The sequence below is a fragment of the uncultured Porphyromonas sp. genome, from assembly GCF_947254915.1.
GTDB lineage: Bacteria > Bacteroidota > Bacteroidia > Bacteroidales > Porphyromonadaceae > Porphyromonas.
In genome coordinates, this window is record NZ_CAMYEZ010000030.1 from 1 (window position 1) to 17,243 (window position 17,243).

13 protein-coding genes are annotated in these 17,243 nt (G+C 54.5%); 7 read left to right on the forward strand and 6 right to left on the reverse strand.

The features are described from left to right. A partial coding sequence (locus tag Q0X57_RS03185) for a DEAD/DEAH box helicase (RefSeq protein ID WP_297727523.1) occupies positions 1 to 2,238 on the reverse strand: 2,238 nt, incomplete at its 3' end. A gap of 9 nt (positions 2,239 to 2,247) precedes the next feature. Next, positions 2,248 to 3,141 carry a bifunctional methylenetetrahydrofolate dehydrogenase/methenyltetrahydrofolate cyclohydrolase FolD gene (gene folD / locus Q0X57_RS03190; protein WP_007364955.1) on the reverse strand — a complete coding sequence of 298 codons (894 nt, stop codon included), beginning with the start codon at positions 3,139 to 3,141 and terminating at the stop codon, positions 2,248 to 2,250. Between the two features lie 313 nt (positions 3,142 to 3,454). On the opposite strand from folD, the gene dxs reads away from it, so the two are divergent. The 3 genes from dxs to Q0X57_RS03205 all read left to right on the forward strand — a co-directional run bounded on the left by dxs (position 3,455) and on the right by Q0X57_RS03205 (position 8,209). After that, a complete protein-coding gene (gene dxs / locus Q0X57_RS03195) occupies positions 3,455 to 5,356 on the forward strand; it encodes a 1-deoxy-D-xylulose-5-phosphate synthase (RefSeq protein ID WP_297727555.1) in 1,902 nt (633 codons plus the stop codon). Continuing rightward, positions 5,347 to 6,690 carry a Trk system potassium transporter TrkA gene (gene trkA / locus Q0X57_RS03200; protein ID WP_297727528.1) on the forward strand — a complete coding sequence of 448 codons (1,344 nt, stop codon included), beginning with the start codon at positions 5,347 to 5,349 and terminating at the stop codon, positions 6,688 to 6,690. The genes dxs and trkA overlap by 10 nt, the downstream gene beginning before the upstream one ends. Before the next feature lie 64 nt (positions 6,691 to 6,754). Next, a complete protein-coding gene (locus Q0X57_RS03205; RefSeq protein WP_297727531.1) occupies positions 6,755 to 8,209 on the forward strand; it encodes a TrkH family potassium uptake protein in 1,455 nt (484 codons plus the stop codon). 204 nt (positions 8,210 to 8,413) lie between these two features. Here Q0X57_RS03205 and Q0X57_RS03210 read toward each other — a convergent pair whose 3' ends face one another. The 4 genes from Q0X57_RS03210 to Q0X57_RS03225 all read right to left on the reverse strand — a co-directional run bounded on the left by Q0X57_RS03210 (position 8,414) and on the right by Q0X57_RS03225 (position 12,081). Then, a complete protein-coding gene (locus Q0X57_RS03210; protein ID WP_297727534.1) occupies positions 8,414 to 9,499 on the reverse strand; it encodes an LptF/LptG family permease in 1,086 nt (361 codons plus the stop codon). 110 nt (positions 9,500 to 9,609) lie between these two features. Continuing rightward, the gene (gene rny, locus Q0X57_RS03215; RefSeq protein WP_297727537.1) at positions 9,610 to 11,244 is read right to left on the reverse strand and encodes a ribonuclease Y; all 1,635 of its coding nucleotides are present in this window, start codon (positions 11,242 to 11,244) and stop codon (positions 9,610 to 9,612) included. 178 nt (positions 11,245 to 11,422) lie between these two features. Continuing rightward, on the reverse strand, positions 11,423 to 11,758 hold the full coding sequence (locus Q0X57_RS03220) for a cell division protein ZapA (protein ID WP_297727540.1): 336 nt from the start codon (positions 11,756 to 11,758) through the stop codon (positions 11,423 to 11,425). Beyond that, the gene (locus Q0X57_RS03225; protein WP_007365971.1) at positions 11,758 to 12,081 is read right to left on the reverse strand and encodes a hypothetical protein; all 324 of its coding nucleotides are present in this window, start codon (positions 12,079 to 12,081) and stop codon (positions 11,758 to 11,760) included. Before Q0X57_RS03225 ends, Q0X57_RS03220 begins: the two co-directional genes overlap by 1 nt. Before the next feature lie 623 nt (positions 12,082 to 12,704). On the opposite strand from Q0X57_RS03225, the gene Q0X57_RS03230 reads away from it, so the two are divergent. The 4 genes from Q0X57_RS03230 to lpxB are packed head-to-tail and all read left to right on the forward strand — an operon-like array spanning position 12,705 to position 16,765. After that, the gene (locus Q0X57_RS03230) at positions 12,705 to 14,258 is read left to right on the forward strand and encodes a glycine--tRNA ligase (protein WP_297727543.1); all 1,554 of its coding nucleotides are present in this window, start codon (positions 12,705 to 12,707) and stop codon (positions 14,256 to 14,258) included. Further along, entirely contained in the window at positions 14,248 to 14,793 is a 546-nt protein-coding gene (locus tag Q0X57_RS03235; RefSeq protein ID WP_297727546.1) for an FKBP-type peptidyl-prolyl cis-trans isomerase, read from the forward strand. Before Q0X57_RS03230 ends, Q0X57_RS03235 begins: the two co-directional genes overlap by 11 nt. Positions 14,794 to 14,827: 34 nt before the next feature. Further along, on the forward strand, positions 14,828 to 15,592 hold the full coding sequence (surE, locus tag Q0X57_RS03240; protein WP_297727549.1) for a 5'/3'-nucleotidase SurE: 765 nt from the start codon (positions 14,828 to 14,830) through the stop codon (positions 15,590 to 15,592). 21 nt (positions 15,593 to 15,613) lie between these two features. Next, positions 15,614 to 16,765, forward strand: coding sequence for a lipid-A-disaccharide synthase (gene lpxB / locus Q0X57_RS03245; RefSeq protein ID WP_297727552.1), 1,152 nt, complete (start codon positions 15,614 to 15,616; stop codon positions 16,763 to 16,765). Positions 16,766 to 17,243: the final 478 nt, after the last annotated feature.

The following is a 17,243-nucleotide window of genomic DNA, read 5'->3' on the forward strand; positions in this document are numbered from 1 at the left end:
GGTCTCTTGCGACCAGCGAATGAGTCGTGTCGTGACGGGCTGACGATTCCGCGGAGGCGTATTGATATTGGAGAGGTCACGAGCGCCCATCAGGGAGAACTGCAGGGTGCGGGGTATCGGTGTCGCTGAGAGCGTGAGCGTATCCACGTTGACCTGTAGCTTGCGGAGCTGCTCCTTAGCCTTGACGCCAAACTTCTGCTCCTCGTCTATGATGAGCAGCCCGAGCGACTTGAAGGCGACCCCTTTGCTTAGCAGTCGGTGCGTGCCGATCAATATGTCGACCTGTCCCTCGGCTAGGTCCGCTAGGATGGCTTTCATCTGCTTGTCGCTCTTAGCTCTCGAGAGGTATTCGATGCGGCATGGCAAACCCTCGAGCCTCTGGCTAAATGTCTGGTAATGCTGGTAAGCGAGGATCGTCGTCGGCACCAAGACCGCCACCTGCTTGCTGTCGGCGACCGCCTTGAAGGCAGCTCGTATCGCCACCTCCGTCTTGCCAAAGCCCACGTCACCGCAGACCAATCGATCCATCGGACGGTTACTCTCCATGTCCGCCTTGATCTGCTCGATCGCTTTCAGTTGGTCGGGCGTCTCCTCATAAGCAAAGGAAGCCTCCATCTCGTGCTGCAGGTAGCTATCGGGCGAAAAGGCAAAGCCCGATTGCTCCTTGCGCGCTGCATAGAGTGCAATGAGGTCACGAGCGATCGACTTGATCTTGGTCTTCGCACGCTCCTTGAGCTTTGTCCAGGCACCCGTGCCTAGTTTGCTGAGTTGTGGCGAACCCTCCTCTTGTGCCTGATACTTCGAGAGCTTGTGCAGGCTATGGATGCTGACGAGGAGCACATCTTTGTTTTGGTAAACCAGCTTAACCACCTCACGTGGCTTGCCGTCTACCTCCGTGGTGAGGAGCCCGTCAAACTGACCCACACCGTGGTCGCTGTGGACGATGTAGTCGCCTGGCGAGATGGCGTGTAGCTCCTTGAGCGAGATCGCCGCATCGGCATTGCGAATGCGGTCGCTCTTGAGCTGGTAGTGGTGGTAGCGGTCGAAGATCTGATGGTCGGTCAGGAGTAAGACGTCCAAGTCCTTGTCCTCAAAGCCCTCGTGAACGACCAGTGGCACCCACTCGGGGAGGAGCTCCTCCGCCTCGCGCTCGATGAGTATCTCCTTGAGACGCTGCGCCTGTGCGGACGACTCGGAGAGGAAGAAGCTCTTGAAGAAGCCCCGCTTGCGCACCTGCAACTCCTCAACCAATAGGTCAAAGTGGCGATGGATCAGCAGCTGTGGCTTCGTCGCAAAGGTGATCCGCTGGTCAACGATTGACAGCCCTTTCGTCGGGGTGCCTAGGATCTTCGTGCGCTGCGCCACTTCAGCCGAGAGTTTGTCTGGGGGGAGTAACAGCTCGCGCATCTCCTCCTGTGTGGCAAAAGCACCTTCGTACTCTACCGCTAGCTCTGCATCGTAAAGCCCTTTCCACTGCTCAGCTAGCGACTCGTAGCGACTGATCCAGAGTTGGTAGTCAGGGGATAGGAGCGACAGGAGAGAGGTCTCTCCGCCAGAGGCATCGCCTTTGACCTGTAGTGCGGGGGCTATCTCGGCACGCTCGCACTGATCCACAGAGAGCTGGCTCTCGATGTCAAAGCGCCGTATGCTGTCGATCTCATCGTCAAAGAAGTCAATGCGGTACGGGTAGGTGCTCCCATAAGAGAAGATGTCCACGAGACTACCACGGTAGACCACTTGACCAGGACTGTAGACGTAGTCCACCTCTTCGAAGCCCTCCTCAAGTAGTCGCTCTCGTAGCTTATCTCGAGAGATCACATCGCCCACGCTGAGCGTGAAGCAGCTCTGCGCCACCTCCTGCTGGGAGGGTATTGCCTCGGCAAGAGCTTCGGGATAAGAGACGATCAGCGGTGTATCGCCCGCAGCAAGGCAGGCGAGCAATTCGGCCCGCAAGACCTCCTGCGCTGGCTCTCGCTGACCATACTTAATATGTCTATTGAAGGCTGAGGGGTAGTAGTAAGCTTTGACGCCCAAAGCCTCTAGGTCGCCCAGCATATAGCCCGCACTGTCGGCATCCTCGGCAATCACCAGATAAGGGTGCTCTCGCGCCAAGGTGGCGAGGATAAAGGCGGGCGCCGAAGCGGTCACCCCCTCGAGCTCTACACAATGATCCTGCTGTAGGGCTTGGCGAAGCTCTACGATGCGCGGATGATCGTGCCAGAGATCGAGGAGGGACATAGGGAGAGATTACTTCTGGCGTAGCTGGCGAGCCAGGATCGTATTACGCATCAGCGTGATGATGGTCATAGGACCTACACCGCCAGGCACAGGCGTGATGTAGGAGCAGTGCGGAGCCACCTCGTCAAAGTCGACGTCGCCCACGATGCGCGAGCCACTCTTCTTCGTTGCGTCGGGGACACGTGTGATGCCCACATCGATGACGATGGCACCCTCCTTGACCATCTCCTTCTTGACAAAGAGCGGGATACCGATCGCAGCGACGACGATGTCAGCCTGACGGCAAATGGAGGCGATGTCTTTCGTACGGCTGTGGCAGATCGTTACGGTCGCATTGCCCTGAGCCCCTTTCTGGAGGAAGAGCTGCGCGATCGGTTTACCGACGATGTTGCTACGTCCGAGGACCACCACATGCTTACCCTCCGTGCTGAGGTTGTAGTGCTTGAGTAGCTCGATAACCCCCTTCGGCGTGGCAGGTACGAGGCAAGGCTCTCCAAGGCTGAGGAGCCCCACGTTGATTGGGTGAAAGCCATCCACATCCTTGCGGTAGTCTACAGCGTGAATGACCGCCTGCTCGTCAATATGCTTCGGTAGTGGTAGCTGGACTATGAAGCCATCAACCTCGGGATCTTTGTTGAGTTGCTCGATCTCAGCGATGAGCTCCTCTTGAGTGATCGATTCGTCAAAGCGCTTCGTCAGAGAGATGAAGCCGACCTCCTCGCAAGCCTTGATCTTGCTCGCTATGTAGGTCTCACTGGCACCGTCATGGCCCACGATGATAGCGCCCAAACAAGGCGGGCGCTGCCCAGCAGCGACCATCTGCTGTACCTCCTGTGCGATCTCCTTCTTGATCTCGGTCGCAGTGGTCTTGCCATCTAGGCGAATGAATGATTCTTGTGTCATAGAGAGGTAGTTATATAGATGAATTTATTGTTCTGCTCTTGATAGCGAGGTGAGCAAAGATATCTTCTTGTCATCACCTTCGCAAAGTGACTGTACAAAGATACCGAAATCTAAGGTATTAACACATCGTAGCACCAGCGCCCACTATGGTATCTAGGAGGGAACTCTAGGTTAGTGAGAGGGATACTTTTATCAGACAGCAAAGATTAGTATCTTTGCAGTGCAGTAAGAGAGCTTACTTGGGTCCTTCTTCACCTTGCGGATCGACTGATACGACTCCGAAGATGCTCTCATCTGTAGACACACTATGGTTATGAACACTAGCGACTACCCTATCCTATCGCATATTGATACGCCTCAGCAGTTACGGCAGCTATCTCTCTCTCAGCTTCCTCAGCTGTGTCAGGAGCTCCGTCGCTATGAGCTGGAGGTGCTCTCGCACGTACCAGGTCACCTGGGATCTAGTCTGGGTGCGGTGGAACTCACGGTAGCGCTCCACTACGTCTGTCGCACCCCTTACGACCGCATCGTCTGGGACGTGGGGCATCAAGCTTATGGGCATAAGATCTTGACAGGAAGGCGCGATCGCTTTGAGTCTCTACGACAGTGGGGCGGGCTCTCGGGCTTTCCGCTCCCTAGCGAGAGCGAGTACGACACTTTTCCCGCAGGGCACGCCTCGAACTCAATCTCGGCTGCGCTGGGTATGGCGATCGCTGCTAAGCTCAAGCAAGAGGAGCGTCACGTCGTGGCGGTCATCGGTGATGGATCGATGACGGGCGGACTCGCCTTTGAGGGACTAAACAATGTGAGCTCCTACCCCAACGATCTGCTCATCGTGGTCAACGACAACAATATGTCCATCGATGCTAATGTGGGTGGACTAAACAAATACCTCGTCGACCTCAATACCAGTCACGCATACAATACGATCCGCTACGACCTCTACCGTGGTCTGCGACAGATGAATCTGATAAATGATCGTCGCAAGAAAAACATTCAGCGGATCAACAACAGTGTCAAGTCGCTCCTGACGCAAAACCAATCGTCCTTCTTTGACGGCTTGGGGATTCGCTACTTTGGTCCAGTCAATGGTCATGACATAGAGCATCTCGTGGAGACGCTCCGACGCATCCTCCCAATGCGAGGACCGAAGATACTACACCTCAGGACGATCAAAGGTAAGGGCTACAAGCCCGCCGAGGAGAATGCAACCGTATGGCATGCGCCTGGTTGCTTTGACGTGAAGACGGGAGAGCGTGTCAAGAGCGAGCGAGGAGCGCATCCGCCGAAGTTTCAAGAGGTCTTCGGAGAGACCGTCACCGAGCTAGCTTCCGAGGACAAGCGCATCGTGGGGATCACACCCGCCATGCCGTCGGGCAGTTCGCTGAATATAATGATGCGTGCCTTCCCCGAGCGAAGCTACGATGTGGGGATTGCGGAGGCACACGCAGTTACCTTTAGCGCAGGTATGGCGCGTGAGGGGATGATCCCGTTTTGTGTCATTTACTCCTCCTTCCTACAGCGCGCTTATGACCAGATCATACACGATGTCGCTCTGCCAGGCTACCACGTAGTCCTCTGCATCGACCGTGCAGGCTTGGTTGGTCAGGATGGAGCGACGCATCAGGGAGCCTTTGACCTAGCTTACCTCTGTACCGTCCCAAATATGACGGTTGCGGCTCCGATGAATGAGCACTACCTGCGCCACTTGATGCGCACGGCTTACGAGGGGCAGGAGGGTCCTATGGCGATTCGCTACCCGCGTGGCGAGGGTTCGCTGGTGGACTGGCGCTGTCCAGCGGAGCTCCTCCCGATAGGCAAGGGACGCATGCTACATGAGGGCGGACGCATCGCATTGCTCTCCATCGGCACCATCGGAGTGACCGCCGAGGAGGTGCGGGAGCGTCTACTCGCTGAGGGTATCGAGGTGGCGCACTACGACTTGATCTTTGCGAAGCCTCTAGACGAAGAGCTGATCACGACGGCTCTAGAGCGTTATGACAGCATTGCCACGCTTGAGGAGGGGACACTCATCGGAGGCGTGGGAGAGCGCATTGCAGCCCTAGCTCAGCGTCAGGGCTTCCGAGGAAAGCTCATTCAGTTTGGCCTGCCCGACGCTTTTATCGAGCAAGGCACCGTCGCTGAGCAACAACGCTACTGTGGCATTGATGCAGACACAATATATAATAGAATCAAAGCTGAGCTATGCGAATAGTTATTGCTGGAGCGGGCGAAGTGGGTACTCACTTAGCCTATAGGTTGTCGGGAGAGGAGCAGCAGTCCACGACACTCATTGACTCTGACAAGGAGTTGCTACGCCGTGTACAGCGCAAGTTTGACGCTTACACGATCGTAGGTGATCCGACAAAGCTGGAGGACCTGCAGCTAACGGAGGTGCACGACTGCGACCTCTTCGTCAGCGTGATGCCTGGTGAGGCGGATAATCTACTAGCCTGCATGCTCGCTGCGCAGCTTGGTGCCAAGCGAACCATCGCTCGTATCAACAATCACCGCTATCTGGCGGATCACTACCGTCGCTTCTTCGGGAGCCTAGGAGTGGACCAGCTCATCTACCCTGAGGAGCTGGCCGCCGAGGAGATTGCTAACAGCTTCAAGCACCCCTGGGCGAGAGTCTATGTGGAGCTCCTCAACGGGGCATTCGTCCTCGTGGGTGTCAAGGTGCGCCAAGGGAGCATCCTCGTGGGGCGTCCGCTGAGCTGGACTAAGGAGCTGGGCGACAAAGCCTTTCACGTGGTCTCTATCAAGCGTGGCGAAGAGACACTCATACCTGATGGTCAGACGATCATAGAGCACGGCGACGTGGTCTTCTTCACCTGTCTCAACAAAGACATTGACCTCGTTCGTCAGTACTGCGACAAGGACCAGCGCCCTGTCAAGCGTGTGGTCATCCTCGGCGGAAGCCTCATTGCGCTCCGCACCGTTTCGAAGGCTCCGAGCAATATTGACTTTCACCTTATCGAGCGAGACCTAGAGCGTATCAAGGAGATCGAGGACGAGATACCCTCCAATGTCAAGCTCTACGACGGCGATGGCCGTGATCTCAACCTCATCTCCGAGATTGGGCTGGACGAGGAGAGCATTTTCGTCGCTCTGACGGAGAACTCGGAGACGAACATCCTCGCCTGCCTCGCAGCCAAGCGTTTTCAAGTGGCGAAGACGATTGCGAAAGAGGAGAACATTGACTACATCCCCCTAGCCGAGAAGCTGGACATCGGCACGATCATCAATAAAAAGGTGATTGCTGCGGGCAACATCTTCCATGCGCTCCTAGGCTCCGACACGAAGTCTATCAAGTCGCTCACCATCGCTCACACAGATGTGGCGGAGCTACAGGCTAAGAGTGGCTCAACCATCACTGAGCGCCCTGTCAAGGAGCTAGACATACCGCAAGGCATCACCCTCGGTGGTCTGGTGCGCAACGGTGTGCCGATGCTAATTGACGGTAATATGGAGATCCAGCCCTACGACAGCGTCGTGGTCTTCTGTACCAATACGCCTATGGAACAACTCTCTAAGCTCTTTGACTAAAGTGCCACATCTAGCGAAGCCCTTTTTCTGATCCACCCAAAATCTATCTGACGAAAGCAAGCGCATGAGACGTATCAACCTACCCTTCGTGGGGAGCATCGTGGGAGCCATGTGCCTCATCGAGTGTCTCTTTTTGCTCATCTGCATTGTGGTCTCCCTCCTCATGCAGGATCACGCCGTGGCTCCTCTCCTAGTCGCACTAGGCTGTGCTCTGCTAGTCGGGCTCGGCTGCCTCTGGTTCGGACGACTCAAGTATAGTGACAAGCTCGGTCGCCGTGAGGCTATGCTCGCCGTATCGATGACGTGGCTGGTGGTGGCACTGATTGGTATGATTCCTTTTCTCGTGGGGGGTTACCTGCCCCGCTTTAGCAGTGCGCTCTTTGAGACGGTCTCGGGCTTTACCACTACGGGCGCCTCGGCCTTTACCTCCGTGGAGCACCTCCCCAAGGGGATCCTCTTCTGGCGCTCCATCATACAGTGGCAGGGAGGCATCGGCATCGTAGTCTTCTCCCTCGCACTGAGCCCCGTGCTGGGCAAAGACATTGGTCTCCTCTACCAAGCCGAGGTGACGGGCATCGATCACGACCGCTTTATGCCACGGATCAAGGAGGTCGCCATACGTCTCTCGGCAGTCTATTCCCTACTGACACTGGTGCTGATCGTCTTGCTACGACTCACGCCGATACCCCTATTCGACGCTACTTGTATGGCTTTCACCTGCATATCAACGGGTGGCTTCTCCATTTACGATCAGCCCTTTGAGGCGATCAATAGTCCTTACTTCGAGACGATCCTGATGATCTTTATGGTGATCGGTAGTCTAAACATGACGCTCATCTACTTTGCCTTCAAGGGGCAGATCAAGCAACTCTTCAGAGATGAGCAGACCCGTTGGTTCCTCGGCATCATTTTCGTCACTGCTTCGCTCGTTGCCCTGCACCTAGTCCTCAACAGCATACAGCCTCATCTAGGGAAAGCACTACGAGATGCCTTCTTTCAGATCGTCTCACTCATCTCAACCACGGGATATATCTATGCGGACTACTCCAGCTGGGGACCATTCTTTATGCTGTGCGGCATCTTCGTTATGCTCATCTGCGGCTGTGCTGGATCCACGGCGGGAGGGCTTAAAGTAATCCGCTTCGTCATCATGTCCAAGACACTGCCCAAGGAGATTGCCCACCGAGTCTCTCCAAGCCTCGTAGCTCCACTGCGAATCAATGGTAAGAGCGTCCCCGATGAAGCGGTCTACAAGGTGATGGGCTTCTTCTTTGGTTACATCGCTCTCATCTTCCTAGGCACCTTCTGTCTCACCTTCACGGGCAATGACTTCATCTCTGCCAGCACAGCCGCCGTATCGGCCATCGGCAATGTGGGTCCCGCCTTCGGAGACTACGTCTTCAACTTCTCGACCGCCTCTCCCTTTGACCTCATCGTGCTGAGCTTCCTCATGCTGGCTGGGCGTCTTGAGCTCTTCACCGTGCTGAGCCTCTTCGCTCCCGCCTTCTGGCATCGCTAAGCCAAGTCTATCCTAGCAAAAAGCAAGCCTCAACAAAGCTTAAGACGGTGCAAAGGTAATATGACCGGCCAACTAATAGAGAAGTCCGGTGCACTCAGCGTCAGTCTGTAATCAGCAAATGTCCTGACAGCTCCTAAGTGGAAATCGAGACTACAAAGGCACCAAACTTGTAGGACACCAAGACCACAACCCAAATGCGAGGCGCTAGCGAGGCGCTAGACGATAGAGTACGAAGGAGATAGCGAGGTAAACCAAGTTCGGCAGCCACGCAGCGACTACTGGAGCCATTGCTCCCGTCACTGCAAAGGAAGCAGTGACCGTCATAAAGAGGATATAGATAAAGCTTAGCGAGAGCCCCACAGCGAGAGCCAGTCCCATACCCCCCTTGCGCTTACGAGCTGAGAGCGAGACACCCATGAGCGTTAGAATAAACGAGGCGGGGATCATCGCTATGCGCTTGTGTAGCTCAATAGCGTAGAGCTGTGTCGCAGCTCCTCTCATACGTTGCTGCTGGATAGAGTGATATAACTGTGGCGTGGTGAGCATCTCAACATCACCCTCCGTGACGAGGAAGTCCCTCGGCGTGATCGGTATGATCGTATCAAGCTGAGTCCCTCTAAAGAGCGTGTCTTGTCGCTCGCCGAAGTAGGTGATCGTGTAGTCCTGTAGCTGCCAGTTGTAGAGCGTGTCGTAGATAACGCTGTTCGCCATCACGCGACTCTTGAGGTCTTTGCCCTCAAAGCGATCCATTGAGAAGGTGTACCCGACCTTGCTTTCATCATTGTAATAGGACATAAACATAAAGGTCTCCGGCGCCACCTGCATCTGGATTGCATTGGCGTAGGTAATACGTTTGTCCTTGATATACCTATTCTGGAAGTCAATTCTGACGCGATTGCCTGGCGGTATGACGAAGCTACTCAAGAGGAAGGTCAATATCGCAATCACGGCAGCGCCAAGCATATACGGCTTGAGGAGCCGACGAAAGCTCATACCACAGCTTAAGAGGGCTATAATCTCACTATTCTCTGCTAAGCGTGAGGTAACGTAGATGACAGCGATGAAAACAAAGAGCGGACTAAAGAGATTTGCATAGTAAGGCACGAAGTTAGCATAGTAGTCCCATAAGATAGCCTTTAGGGGGACATCAGGCTGCAGGAGCTTGTCCAGCTTTTCGGTCACGTCAAAGGCTATCGCCACTGCCAGGATCAGGACAATGGAAAAGAAGTAGGTAGCCAAAAACTGGATAAAGATGTATCTATCGACCGTGGAGATTACCTTACGACGCATCTGTCTCTCAAAATATTAAGCTTTACATCGTAGCTTGCGCCCTCGGGAGGAGACCCTGCCGAGGGCTTGTGCTTAGGAAAGGATCCGCTACCAAGGCAGTCATATGCCGATTACTTAGCATAGCTCACAGCACGTGTCTCACGGATGACCGTGATCTTGACCTGTCCTGGGTAAGTCATCTCAGTCTGTATCTTATGAGCGATATCTGCCGAGAGCGTCTCGGTAGCCTGATCGTCTATCTCGTCCGCACCGACGATGACACGTAGCTCTCGACCCGCCTGAATTGCATAGGTCTTGACCACACCTGGGTAAGAAAGCGCCAGCTGCTCAAGGTCCTTGAGACGCTTGATGTACGCCTCGACGATCTCATGACGAGCCCCTGGTCTAGCACCACTTATCGAGTCACATATCTGGACGATAGGCGCTATCAGCGACTCCATCTCTATCTCCTCATGGTGAGCACCGACAGCATTGCAGATGTCAGGCTTCTCCTTGTACTTCTCGCAGAGCTTCATACCCAGTATAGCGTGTGGTAGCTCGGGCTCCTCGTCAGACACCTTGCCGATGTCGTGTAGGAGACCTGCACGACGCGCCTTCTTAGCATTGAGTCCCAGCTCAGATGCCATAGTGGCACAGAGATTGGCCGTCTCACGTGCATGTTGCAAGAGGTTCTGCCCATACGAGGAGCGATACTTCATCTTGCCCACCAGACGCACCAGCTCAGGGTGCATACCGTGTATGCCGAGGTCAATGATCGTCCGCTTGCCCGTCTCAATGATCTCCTCCTCGATCTGCTTGCTGACACGATCTACCACCTCCTCAATGCGAGCCGGGTGGATACGTCCGTCCTGTACCAACTGATGTAGCGCTAGGCGAGCTATCTCACGGCGCACAGGGTCAAAGGCTGAGAGCACGATAGCCTCTGGAGTATCGTCTACGATGATCTCCACGCCCGTGGCTGCCTCTAGAGCACGAATGTTACGACCCTCACGGCCGATGATACGTCCCTTGACCTCGTCATTGTCTATGTGAAAGACTGAAACAGAGTTCTCCACAGCCGTCTCAGTAGCGATACGCTGTATCGTCGCCACGATCAGTCGCCGGGCCTCTTGCGAAGCATTCATCTTAGCCTCCTCGATCACCTCAGCCGTGTAGGCTGCCGCCTGATCACGAGCCTCTAGACGCAAGGACTCGATGAGCTGCTCCTTAGCCTGTGTAGCCGACAGACCACCTATCTCCTCCAGCTTAGCTTGCTGTGTGCGGATCGCTTGGGTTAGCTCCTCTTGCTTCTGAACGACTAGCTGCTCCTGCTGTGTCATCTGCTTGCGCTCACGCTCTAGCTCTGTTGAGGCATCCTCCAGTTGCTTGGTACGTGCTGTGAGCGTCTGCTCGAGTTGCTGCAGGGTAGTCTCTCGGCTCTGCACCTGTGCCGTACGATCGGCCAAGCGCTCCTCCAGCTCACTCTTGAGCTGTAAGGCGTACTCCTTAGCCTCAATCACCTTTTGTTGCTTCAGTATCTCGGCATCCTGCTTAGCTTTCTCCAGGATGTCCTCCGCCTCTCGTAGTTCTTTCTTTTTTGTCTTATGAGCCTCGAGGACAACCCTCTCTGCGCGCTCCTCAGCTTCCTTGACGATGCGCTCCGCTCGTTGCTTGTAGAGTCGCATCACAGCGAGCCATACGACTCCTCCGCCTACGACTAGGGCTAACAATATGAATAGAATCAGTAGGTATGTGCTAATCTGCATAAATCGTTCTGCCTAAAGTGTGTATATCTAATCTGTCACAATGTTTCTGACATGATCGGTAGAGATACAGATGCGCCCTACTGAGAGGAGTCCCAGTGGTCAAACGATCAATCTTAGCTATATATTCCAGCCCTTCTGAGGAAAAAGGTGGGGGCACGACACCCCGCACACCCCTCGTCTACAGCTTTCGCTCTAGTAGATTGTTTACCTCAGAGAGACGCTTCAAGAGCTCAGTCGTGTCCTGGCTCTCCTTGAGCACCTCACACTGTACGGCAATATCTACAGCCGCCATAAGCCAGTGAAGCTGTTCATCGCTCTCTGCTGGCTGTGGGTAAGCTGCACGATACTTCTTGACGAGAGCCGATATCGTATGCTGTGCACGACGATAATAAGGCTCCTCGCTACGCGGCACATCAATGGGGATAGCGATACCGTCAACAAGCAGCGTGATACTCTGCATCTCGTCCCGACGATCCTCTAGGTTTTTGCCACCCTCTTGCTCCATCCGTGCCATTAGTGAGGCTGAGTTGTATCTATACTATGCTGTAGCTCTAGGAGAGCTATGCTTTGGTCCATTCGTTTGATCATCTGGGTCATTCGCTCCTTAGCGATACCCATATCTGCACCACTGACGATTAGGGCGCGCGCCATCAGGAGTTGTCGGTTGCGACTCTTCAGCTCCTCCAGTTCGTCACACAGTTCACCGAGCCGTCCCTTGAGATCTGCTATCTCTAGACGTTGCGTCTCCACCTCTTGTCGTAGCGAGTCACGCTGCTCGAGGAGTCGCATAGCGTTCTGGTAGAGTGCGTCCACCTGTAGTTGCTCGTCGTGCGTCATTTCGTCAACATGTACACTGCAAAGATACTGAAAAATGGCTCATCTCCCAAAATGTGTCAATCCCTAGACTCCGCACAACCCCCACGAGTAGCCCGCAGTAGGGACGTACGATCTGTGCGTCCGTTGTGTCAAAGGTTACTGTGACTGTCGTGTCAAATGTTACAGCATCGTGGTTTTGACGGGGACGGACGCACAGATCGTGCGTCCCTACAACCGTTACTCGTCCCCTGCGTCCAGACAAGTCGTTATTCGTCCGAGGCACTCTGGCGCACTCCGATGACTCCGACACCACACCTTTGAGGAAATCAGAATTCTCTTCGGAGGGATTTGCGAATATCCACCGAGGAACGGAAAAATTCTTCGGAAGTTTGATTTGCTTCTTCCGAAGTTTCATTTCATTCTTCCGAAGTTTTATTTCGTCCCTCCGTGGAGAATTTTCGTTTTCTACCGAGGCTTTTGCGATTTCCTCGGGGGGGGGGGGCTAGCGGTTGTTGGCGATTAGCGGTTGGCTAGTGGCACTCGAGCTTCTAGTGACACTAGTGCTCCTAGGAATCCTAGAACCTCTAGTCTCTAACCTCTTTTTCGTATCTTTGTGAGCATATTACTTAGGACAAGGAATTATTATGGCATCACAAGAAGATCTCTTTAAGAAGATTGTATCCCACTGCAAGGAGTACGGATTTGTCTTCCCCTCATCTGATATCTACGATGGGCTGAGCGCCGTCTATGACTACGGTCAGAACGGTGTAGAGCTCAAAAACAATATCAAGCGCTACTGGTGGGAGGCGATGACTCGCCTACACCCTAATGTGGTCGGTATTGATTCGTCGATCTTTATGCACCCAGATATATGGAGGGCTTCGGGACATATAGATGCTTTCAACGATCCACTCATTGATAACAAAGACTCCAAAAAGCGTTACCGTGCGGATGTCCTCATTGAGGACCAGATCGCTAAGATCGAGGGTAAGGCGGAGAAGGAGATAGAGAAGGCGCGCAAGCGCTTTGGCGACTCTTTTGACGAGTCGCTCTACCGCACGACCAATCCTCGTGTCATGGGTTACATCGAGCAGGCTGAGGCTCTGCGCCAGCGGATGGCTAAGGCGCTCAACGACAACGACCTTGAGGAGCTTCGTCAAATCATCCTCGATGAAAAGATCGTCTGCCCCATCAGTGGCACGACGAACTGGACGGAGGTGCGTCAGTTTAACCTGATGTTTGCCACGGAGGTGGGTTCGACGGCAGAGGGTGCCTCGACGATCTACCTACGCCCCGAGACGGCTCAGGGGATCTTCGTCAACTACCTCAATGTGCAGAAGACGGGACGTATGAAGCTTCCCTTCGGTATAGCGCAGATCGGTAAGGCCTTCCGCAATGAGATCGTGGCACGTCAGTTTATCTTCCGTATGCGTGAGTTTGAGCAGATGGAGATGCAGTACTTCGTTCAGCCAGGCACTGAGCTAGAGTGGTTTGAGTACTGGAAGAAGCTGCGCCTGCACTGGCACTACGCTCTAGGCTTCCCGCAGAGCGACTACCGCTACCACGATCACGAGAAGCTGGCGCACTATGCCAATGCAGCGACCGATATTGAATACCTTATGCCCTTTGGTTATAAAGAGGTGGAGGGGATCCATAGTCGTACGGACTTTGACCTATCGCGCCACGAGGAGTTCTCGGGCAAGAAGCTCCGCTACTACGATCCCGAGACGAAGGAGTCCTATATCCCATACGTCGTGGAGACCAGTATCGGAGTGGATCGTATGTTCCTCTCGGTGCTATGTGGCTCCTACAAGGAGGAGCAGACGGAGAGTGGCGAGACCCGTGTGGTCCTCTCGCTACCGCCCGCACTAGCACCAGTCAAGCTGGCTGTCCTACCGCTCGTACGCAAGGATGGGCTGGACGAGAAGGCGCATGAGGTGGTACGTCTCCTGCACCTGGACTTCACCTGCCAGTATGATGAGAAGGATAGCATCGGCAAGCGCTACCGTCGTCAAGATGCTATCGGTACGCCCTACTGTATCACCGTCGACCACCAGACGCTTGAGGACAACACGGTCACTCTACGTGATCGCGACACGATGCAACAGGAGCGTATCGCTATCTCCGAGCTACACGACCTCATCGCCCAGCGCACTAGTATCAATACCTTACTAAAGAAAATCGAAGATGAAATATAGTATATCCCTCAGAGTAGCCCTCGTGACGCTACTCTCTCTACTCCTCTTAGCATCTTGCGAGGATCCTATTGATGCCACCACTCAGTGGCGCATCAACAATGAGAGTTCTTTCAATGAGTACGCATCAAAAGAGGACTATACGAAAGCCTCCCTCCCGGGCTCCTCAGCCTACGTCTATATGAAGTGGCTCGCCCATGGTGAGGGTAAGGAGTACCCCATCGAGACCTCTCGCATCAAGTGCCACTACGAGATGCGTATGCTCGTGGGGGATAAGGTCGTAGATGGCAACTACGGCTCGGAGCGCTCAGCTCAGTTTGCCATCAACCGTGGTCCAAAGAATCAGCTTATTGAGGGAGCTCGCATTGGTCTCCAGCAGATGGTCGTAGGCGATGAGGCGGAGATCATCATTCCCTGGTATCTAGCCTATGGCGATAGTCGCTCTGGCGAGATCAATCCCTACTCAGCGCTAAAGTTTCGCATCAAGCTCGAGGAGATTATCCCCGAGAGCCAGCGCTCTGCGGAGGCTCACGACTAAACTTGTCCTATTATCAACCTTAAATCTACACACTATGAAGATACTACTAACCAATGATGATGGCGTCCACGCACAGGGTATCCGTGAACTAGCAGAGACGCTCTCCCAGATAGCGACGGTCACGGTCGTCGCGCCCACAGAGCCACGCTCGGGAGCCTCCTCGCAGATCACCTCCCGTACGCCACTACGGATCACCCTTATGGAGGAGAGCGAGCAGCTACCCTATCAACTGTACAGTTGCTCGGGAACGCCTGTGGACTGTGTCAAGCTGGCACTGAACACGATCTTTGCGACTACGCTCCCTGACCTCGTGGTGTCGGGGATTAACCATGGGCGCAACGATGGTATCTGCGCAATCTACTCAGGCACAGCTGGCGCTGCCATAGAGGCAGCCATAGCTCGTATACCAGCGGTCGCCTTTTCGCTAGCTAACCACAGCGACAAGTGTGACTTTAGCGAGGTATGCGCCTTTGCCAAGCGATTTATCCCGCAAGTGATGGAGCATGGACTACCTCGCACGACGATGCTCAATGTAAACTTCCCGAAGGCTCCCGCCAAGGGGATCAAGTGGGCTCCCCAAGGGACGGGACGCTTCGTCAATGAATATATGCGGTCGGAGACACCTCACGGCACGCCCGTCTACTGGATGCAGGGCGACCAAGTGGATCCCGATCACCGTACAGGGACGGATCACTACTGGCTCGTCGAGGGCTACGCTACGATAGCGCCCCTACAGATTGACATGACGGATCACCCCTTCCTAGAGCGGGTCACTAAGGAGTGGACTCTACAGCTCTAGCGTAAACCTCTCGTGTAAGCTATGAAATATCTGCTCATAGCTGGCGAAGCTTCTGGCGATGAGCACGGTGCACGGCTCATCGCCTCACTAAAAGCGGTCGATGCGGAGGCCGCTTTTGCCTTTATTGGCGGGGACAAGATGGCGCAGCAGGCGGGTGTCGCTCCGCTTTACCACTATCGTGAGATAGCCGTCATGGGCTTCACAAGCGTACTGCGTAGTATGCGCAAGATAGGTCACGCGGCGCAACTCTTGCGGGAGGAGATGACTTCGAATCCTCCTGACGTGGTGATCCCAATCGACTACGGTGGCTTTAACCTGCGCTACACGCTCCCGATGGCGCATCGTCACGGGGTGCCGGTGGTTTACTACATACCGCCTAAGGTGTGGGCATCGCGTCGGCGACGCATCAAGCGACTCAAGAGTTACACGGATCTCTGCTTGACGATCCTCCCCTTTGAGGCGGACTACCTCTCGCAGCGTGGTGTCTCTGCTCGCTATGTGGGCAACCCGAGTATACAGAGCGTGGGCGAGCTACTGGCGAGCAATGCTAAGCTATGCGACACGGCTCGACCTTACATAGCACTCCTCCCAGGGAGCCGCGAAGCGGAGATAGCGCGCAACCTGCCGATTATGTGCCAAGCGATCGACCTCCTGCCAGCTCCCTGGCGAGCAGTCATCGCAGGTGCGCCGAGCATTGACCGAGAGCGCTACACCCCTTATATAAATGAGCGCATAGAGCTGGTCACCGACGAGACGCTACCGCTATTGGCTGGCGCCTCCGCAGCTCTTGTCACCTCAGGAACGGCAACGCTCGAGACGGCGCTCATAGGCACTCCACAGGTGGTCGCCTATCGGCTCCCCGCAGGTCGCTTAGCGCGCTGGGCTTTTGACCATCTACTGCCGATCCGTTACTTCTCTTTGGTGAACCTGATCGCAGAGTGTCCAGTCGTTGAGGAGCTACTCGGCGACAAGGTGACGCCACAGCGACTCGCTCAGGCGATCACCCCGCTCCTAGACCGTGAAGGCTCAGCCTATCAAGCGCAGCAAGCGCACTACGACGAGGTTCGTCAGCGACTAGACCCGTCACGTGTTGCTTCGCAAGTAGCAGCCGAGACCATCTACCACGCACTCACGACGCAGTGGGAGCCGACCCGCTGGACTACCGAAGACTGATCCTACTTAGCCCAAGTTTCACGGCAAAAATGAATTTCGAGGCGTTTGCTCCGATCTTTGATGAAACTAGATTGGTAACTCGCTGAGTTTCAGATGGAGTTCTTCGGGGTGCGGGGCTGACTCCGATTTGTAGGGCACTTTTGGTTGAAATATTTGTCGTTACTTTGTAGCCTCCTACCATAGATAGACAATGCAAAGGTAATATAGCAAGCTATAGAGCCACGCACTCTAGTGTATTCAATGTCTGTCTGTAACTTGTAAATGTTTCAGCAAGGTACAAAGAAGCGCAATACAATAACTAACTCAAATCTGTAGGACACAAAGTCCATAACTCAAACGTCACAGTCCGCATCCAGCAACCATTACATATTCCCTCCCGTGAAACTTGGGTTAGTCGCTTTGTCTAGAGCTTGCTGCGACAGTATCAACACAGAGAGCGGGTCTGCTCAGTGACGAACAGACCCGCTCTCCTTATATT

Bases quoted from the DNA above. Each gene is read 5' to 3' on its own strand.
- folD (WP_007364955.1), bottom strand. From the start codon at position 3,141: ATGACACAAGAATCATTCATTCGCCTAGATGGCAAGACCACTGCGACC.
- dxs (WP_297727555.1), top strand. From the start codon at position 3,455: ATGAACACTAGCGACTACCCTATCCTATCGCATATTGATACGCCTCAG.
- trkA (WP_297727528.1), top strand. From the start codon at position 5,347: ATGCGAATAGTTATTGCTGGAGCGGGCGAAGTGGGTACTCACTTAGCC.
- Q0X57_RS03205 (WP_297727531.1), top strand. From the start codon at position 6,755: ATGAGACGTATCAACCTACCCTTCGTGGGGAGCATCGTGGGAGCCATG.
- Q0X57_RS03210 (WP_297727534.1), bottom strand. From the start codon at position 9,499: ATGCGTCGTAAGGTAATCTCCACGGTCGATAGATACATCTTTATCCAG.
- rny (WP_297727537.1), bottom strand. From the start codon at position 11,244: ATGCAGATTAGCACATACCTACTGATTCTATTCATATTGTTAGCCCTA.
- Q0X57_RS03220 (WP_297727540.1), bottom strand. From the start codon at position 11,758: ATGGCACGGATGGAGCAAGAGGGTGGCAAAAACCTAGAGGATCGTCGG.
- Q0X57_RS03225 (WP_007365971.1), bottom strand. From the start codon at position 12,081: ATGACGCACGACGAGCAACTACAGGTGGACGCACTCTACCAGAACGCT.
- Q0X57_RS03230 (WP_297727543.1), top strand. From the start codon at position 12,705: ATGGCATCACAAGAAGATCTCTTTAAGAAGATTGTATCCCACTGCAAG.
- Q0X57_RS03235 (WP_297727546.1), top strand. From the start codon at position 14,248: ATGAAATATAGTATATCCCTCAGAGTAGCCCTCGTGACGCTACTCTCT.
- surE (WP_297727549.1), top strand. From the start codon at position 14,828: ATGAAGATACTACTAACCAATGATGATGGCGTCCACGCACAGGGTATC.
- lpxB (WP_297727552.1), top strand. From the start codon at position 15,614: ATGAAATATCTGCTCATAGCTGGCGAAGCTTCTGGCGATGAGCACGGT.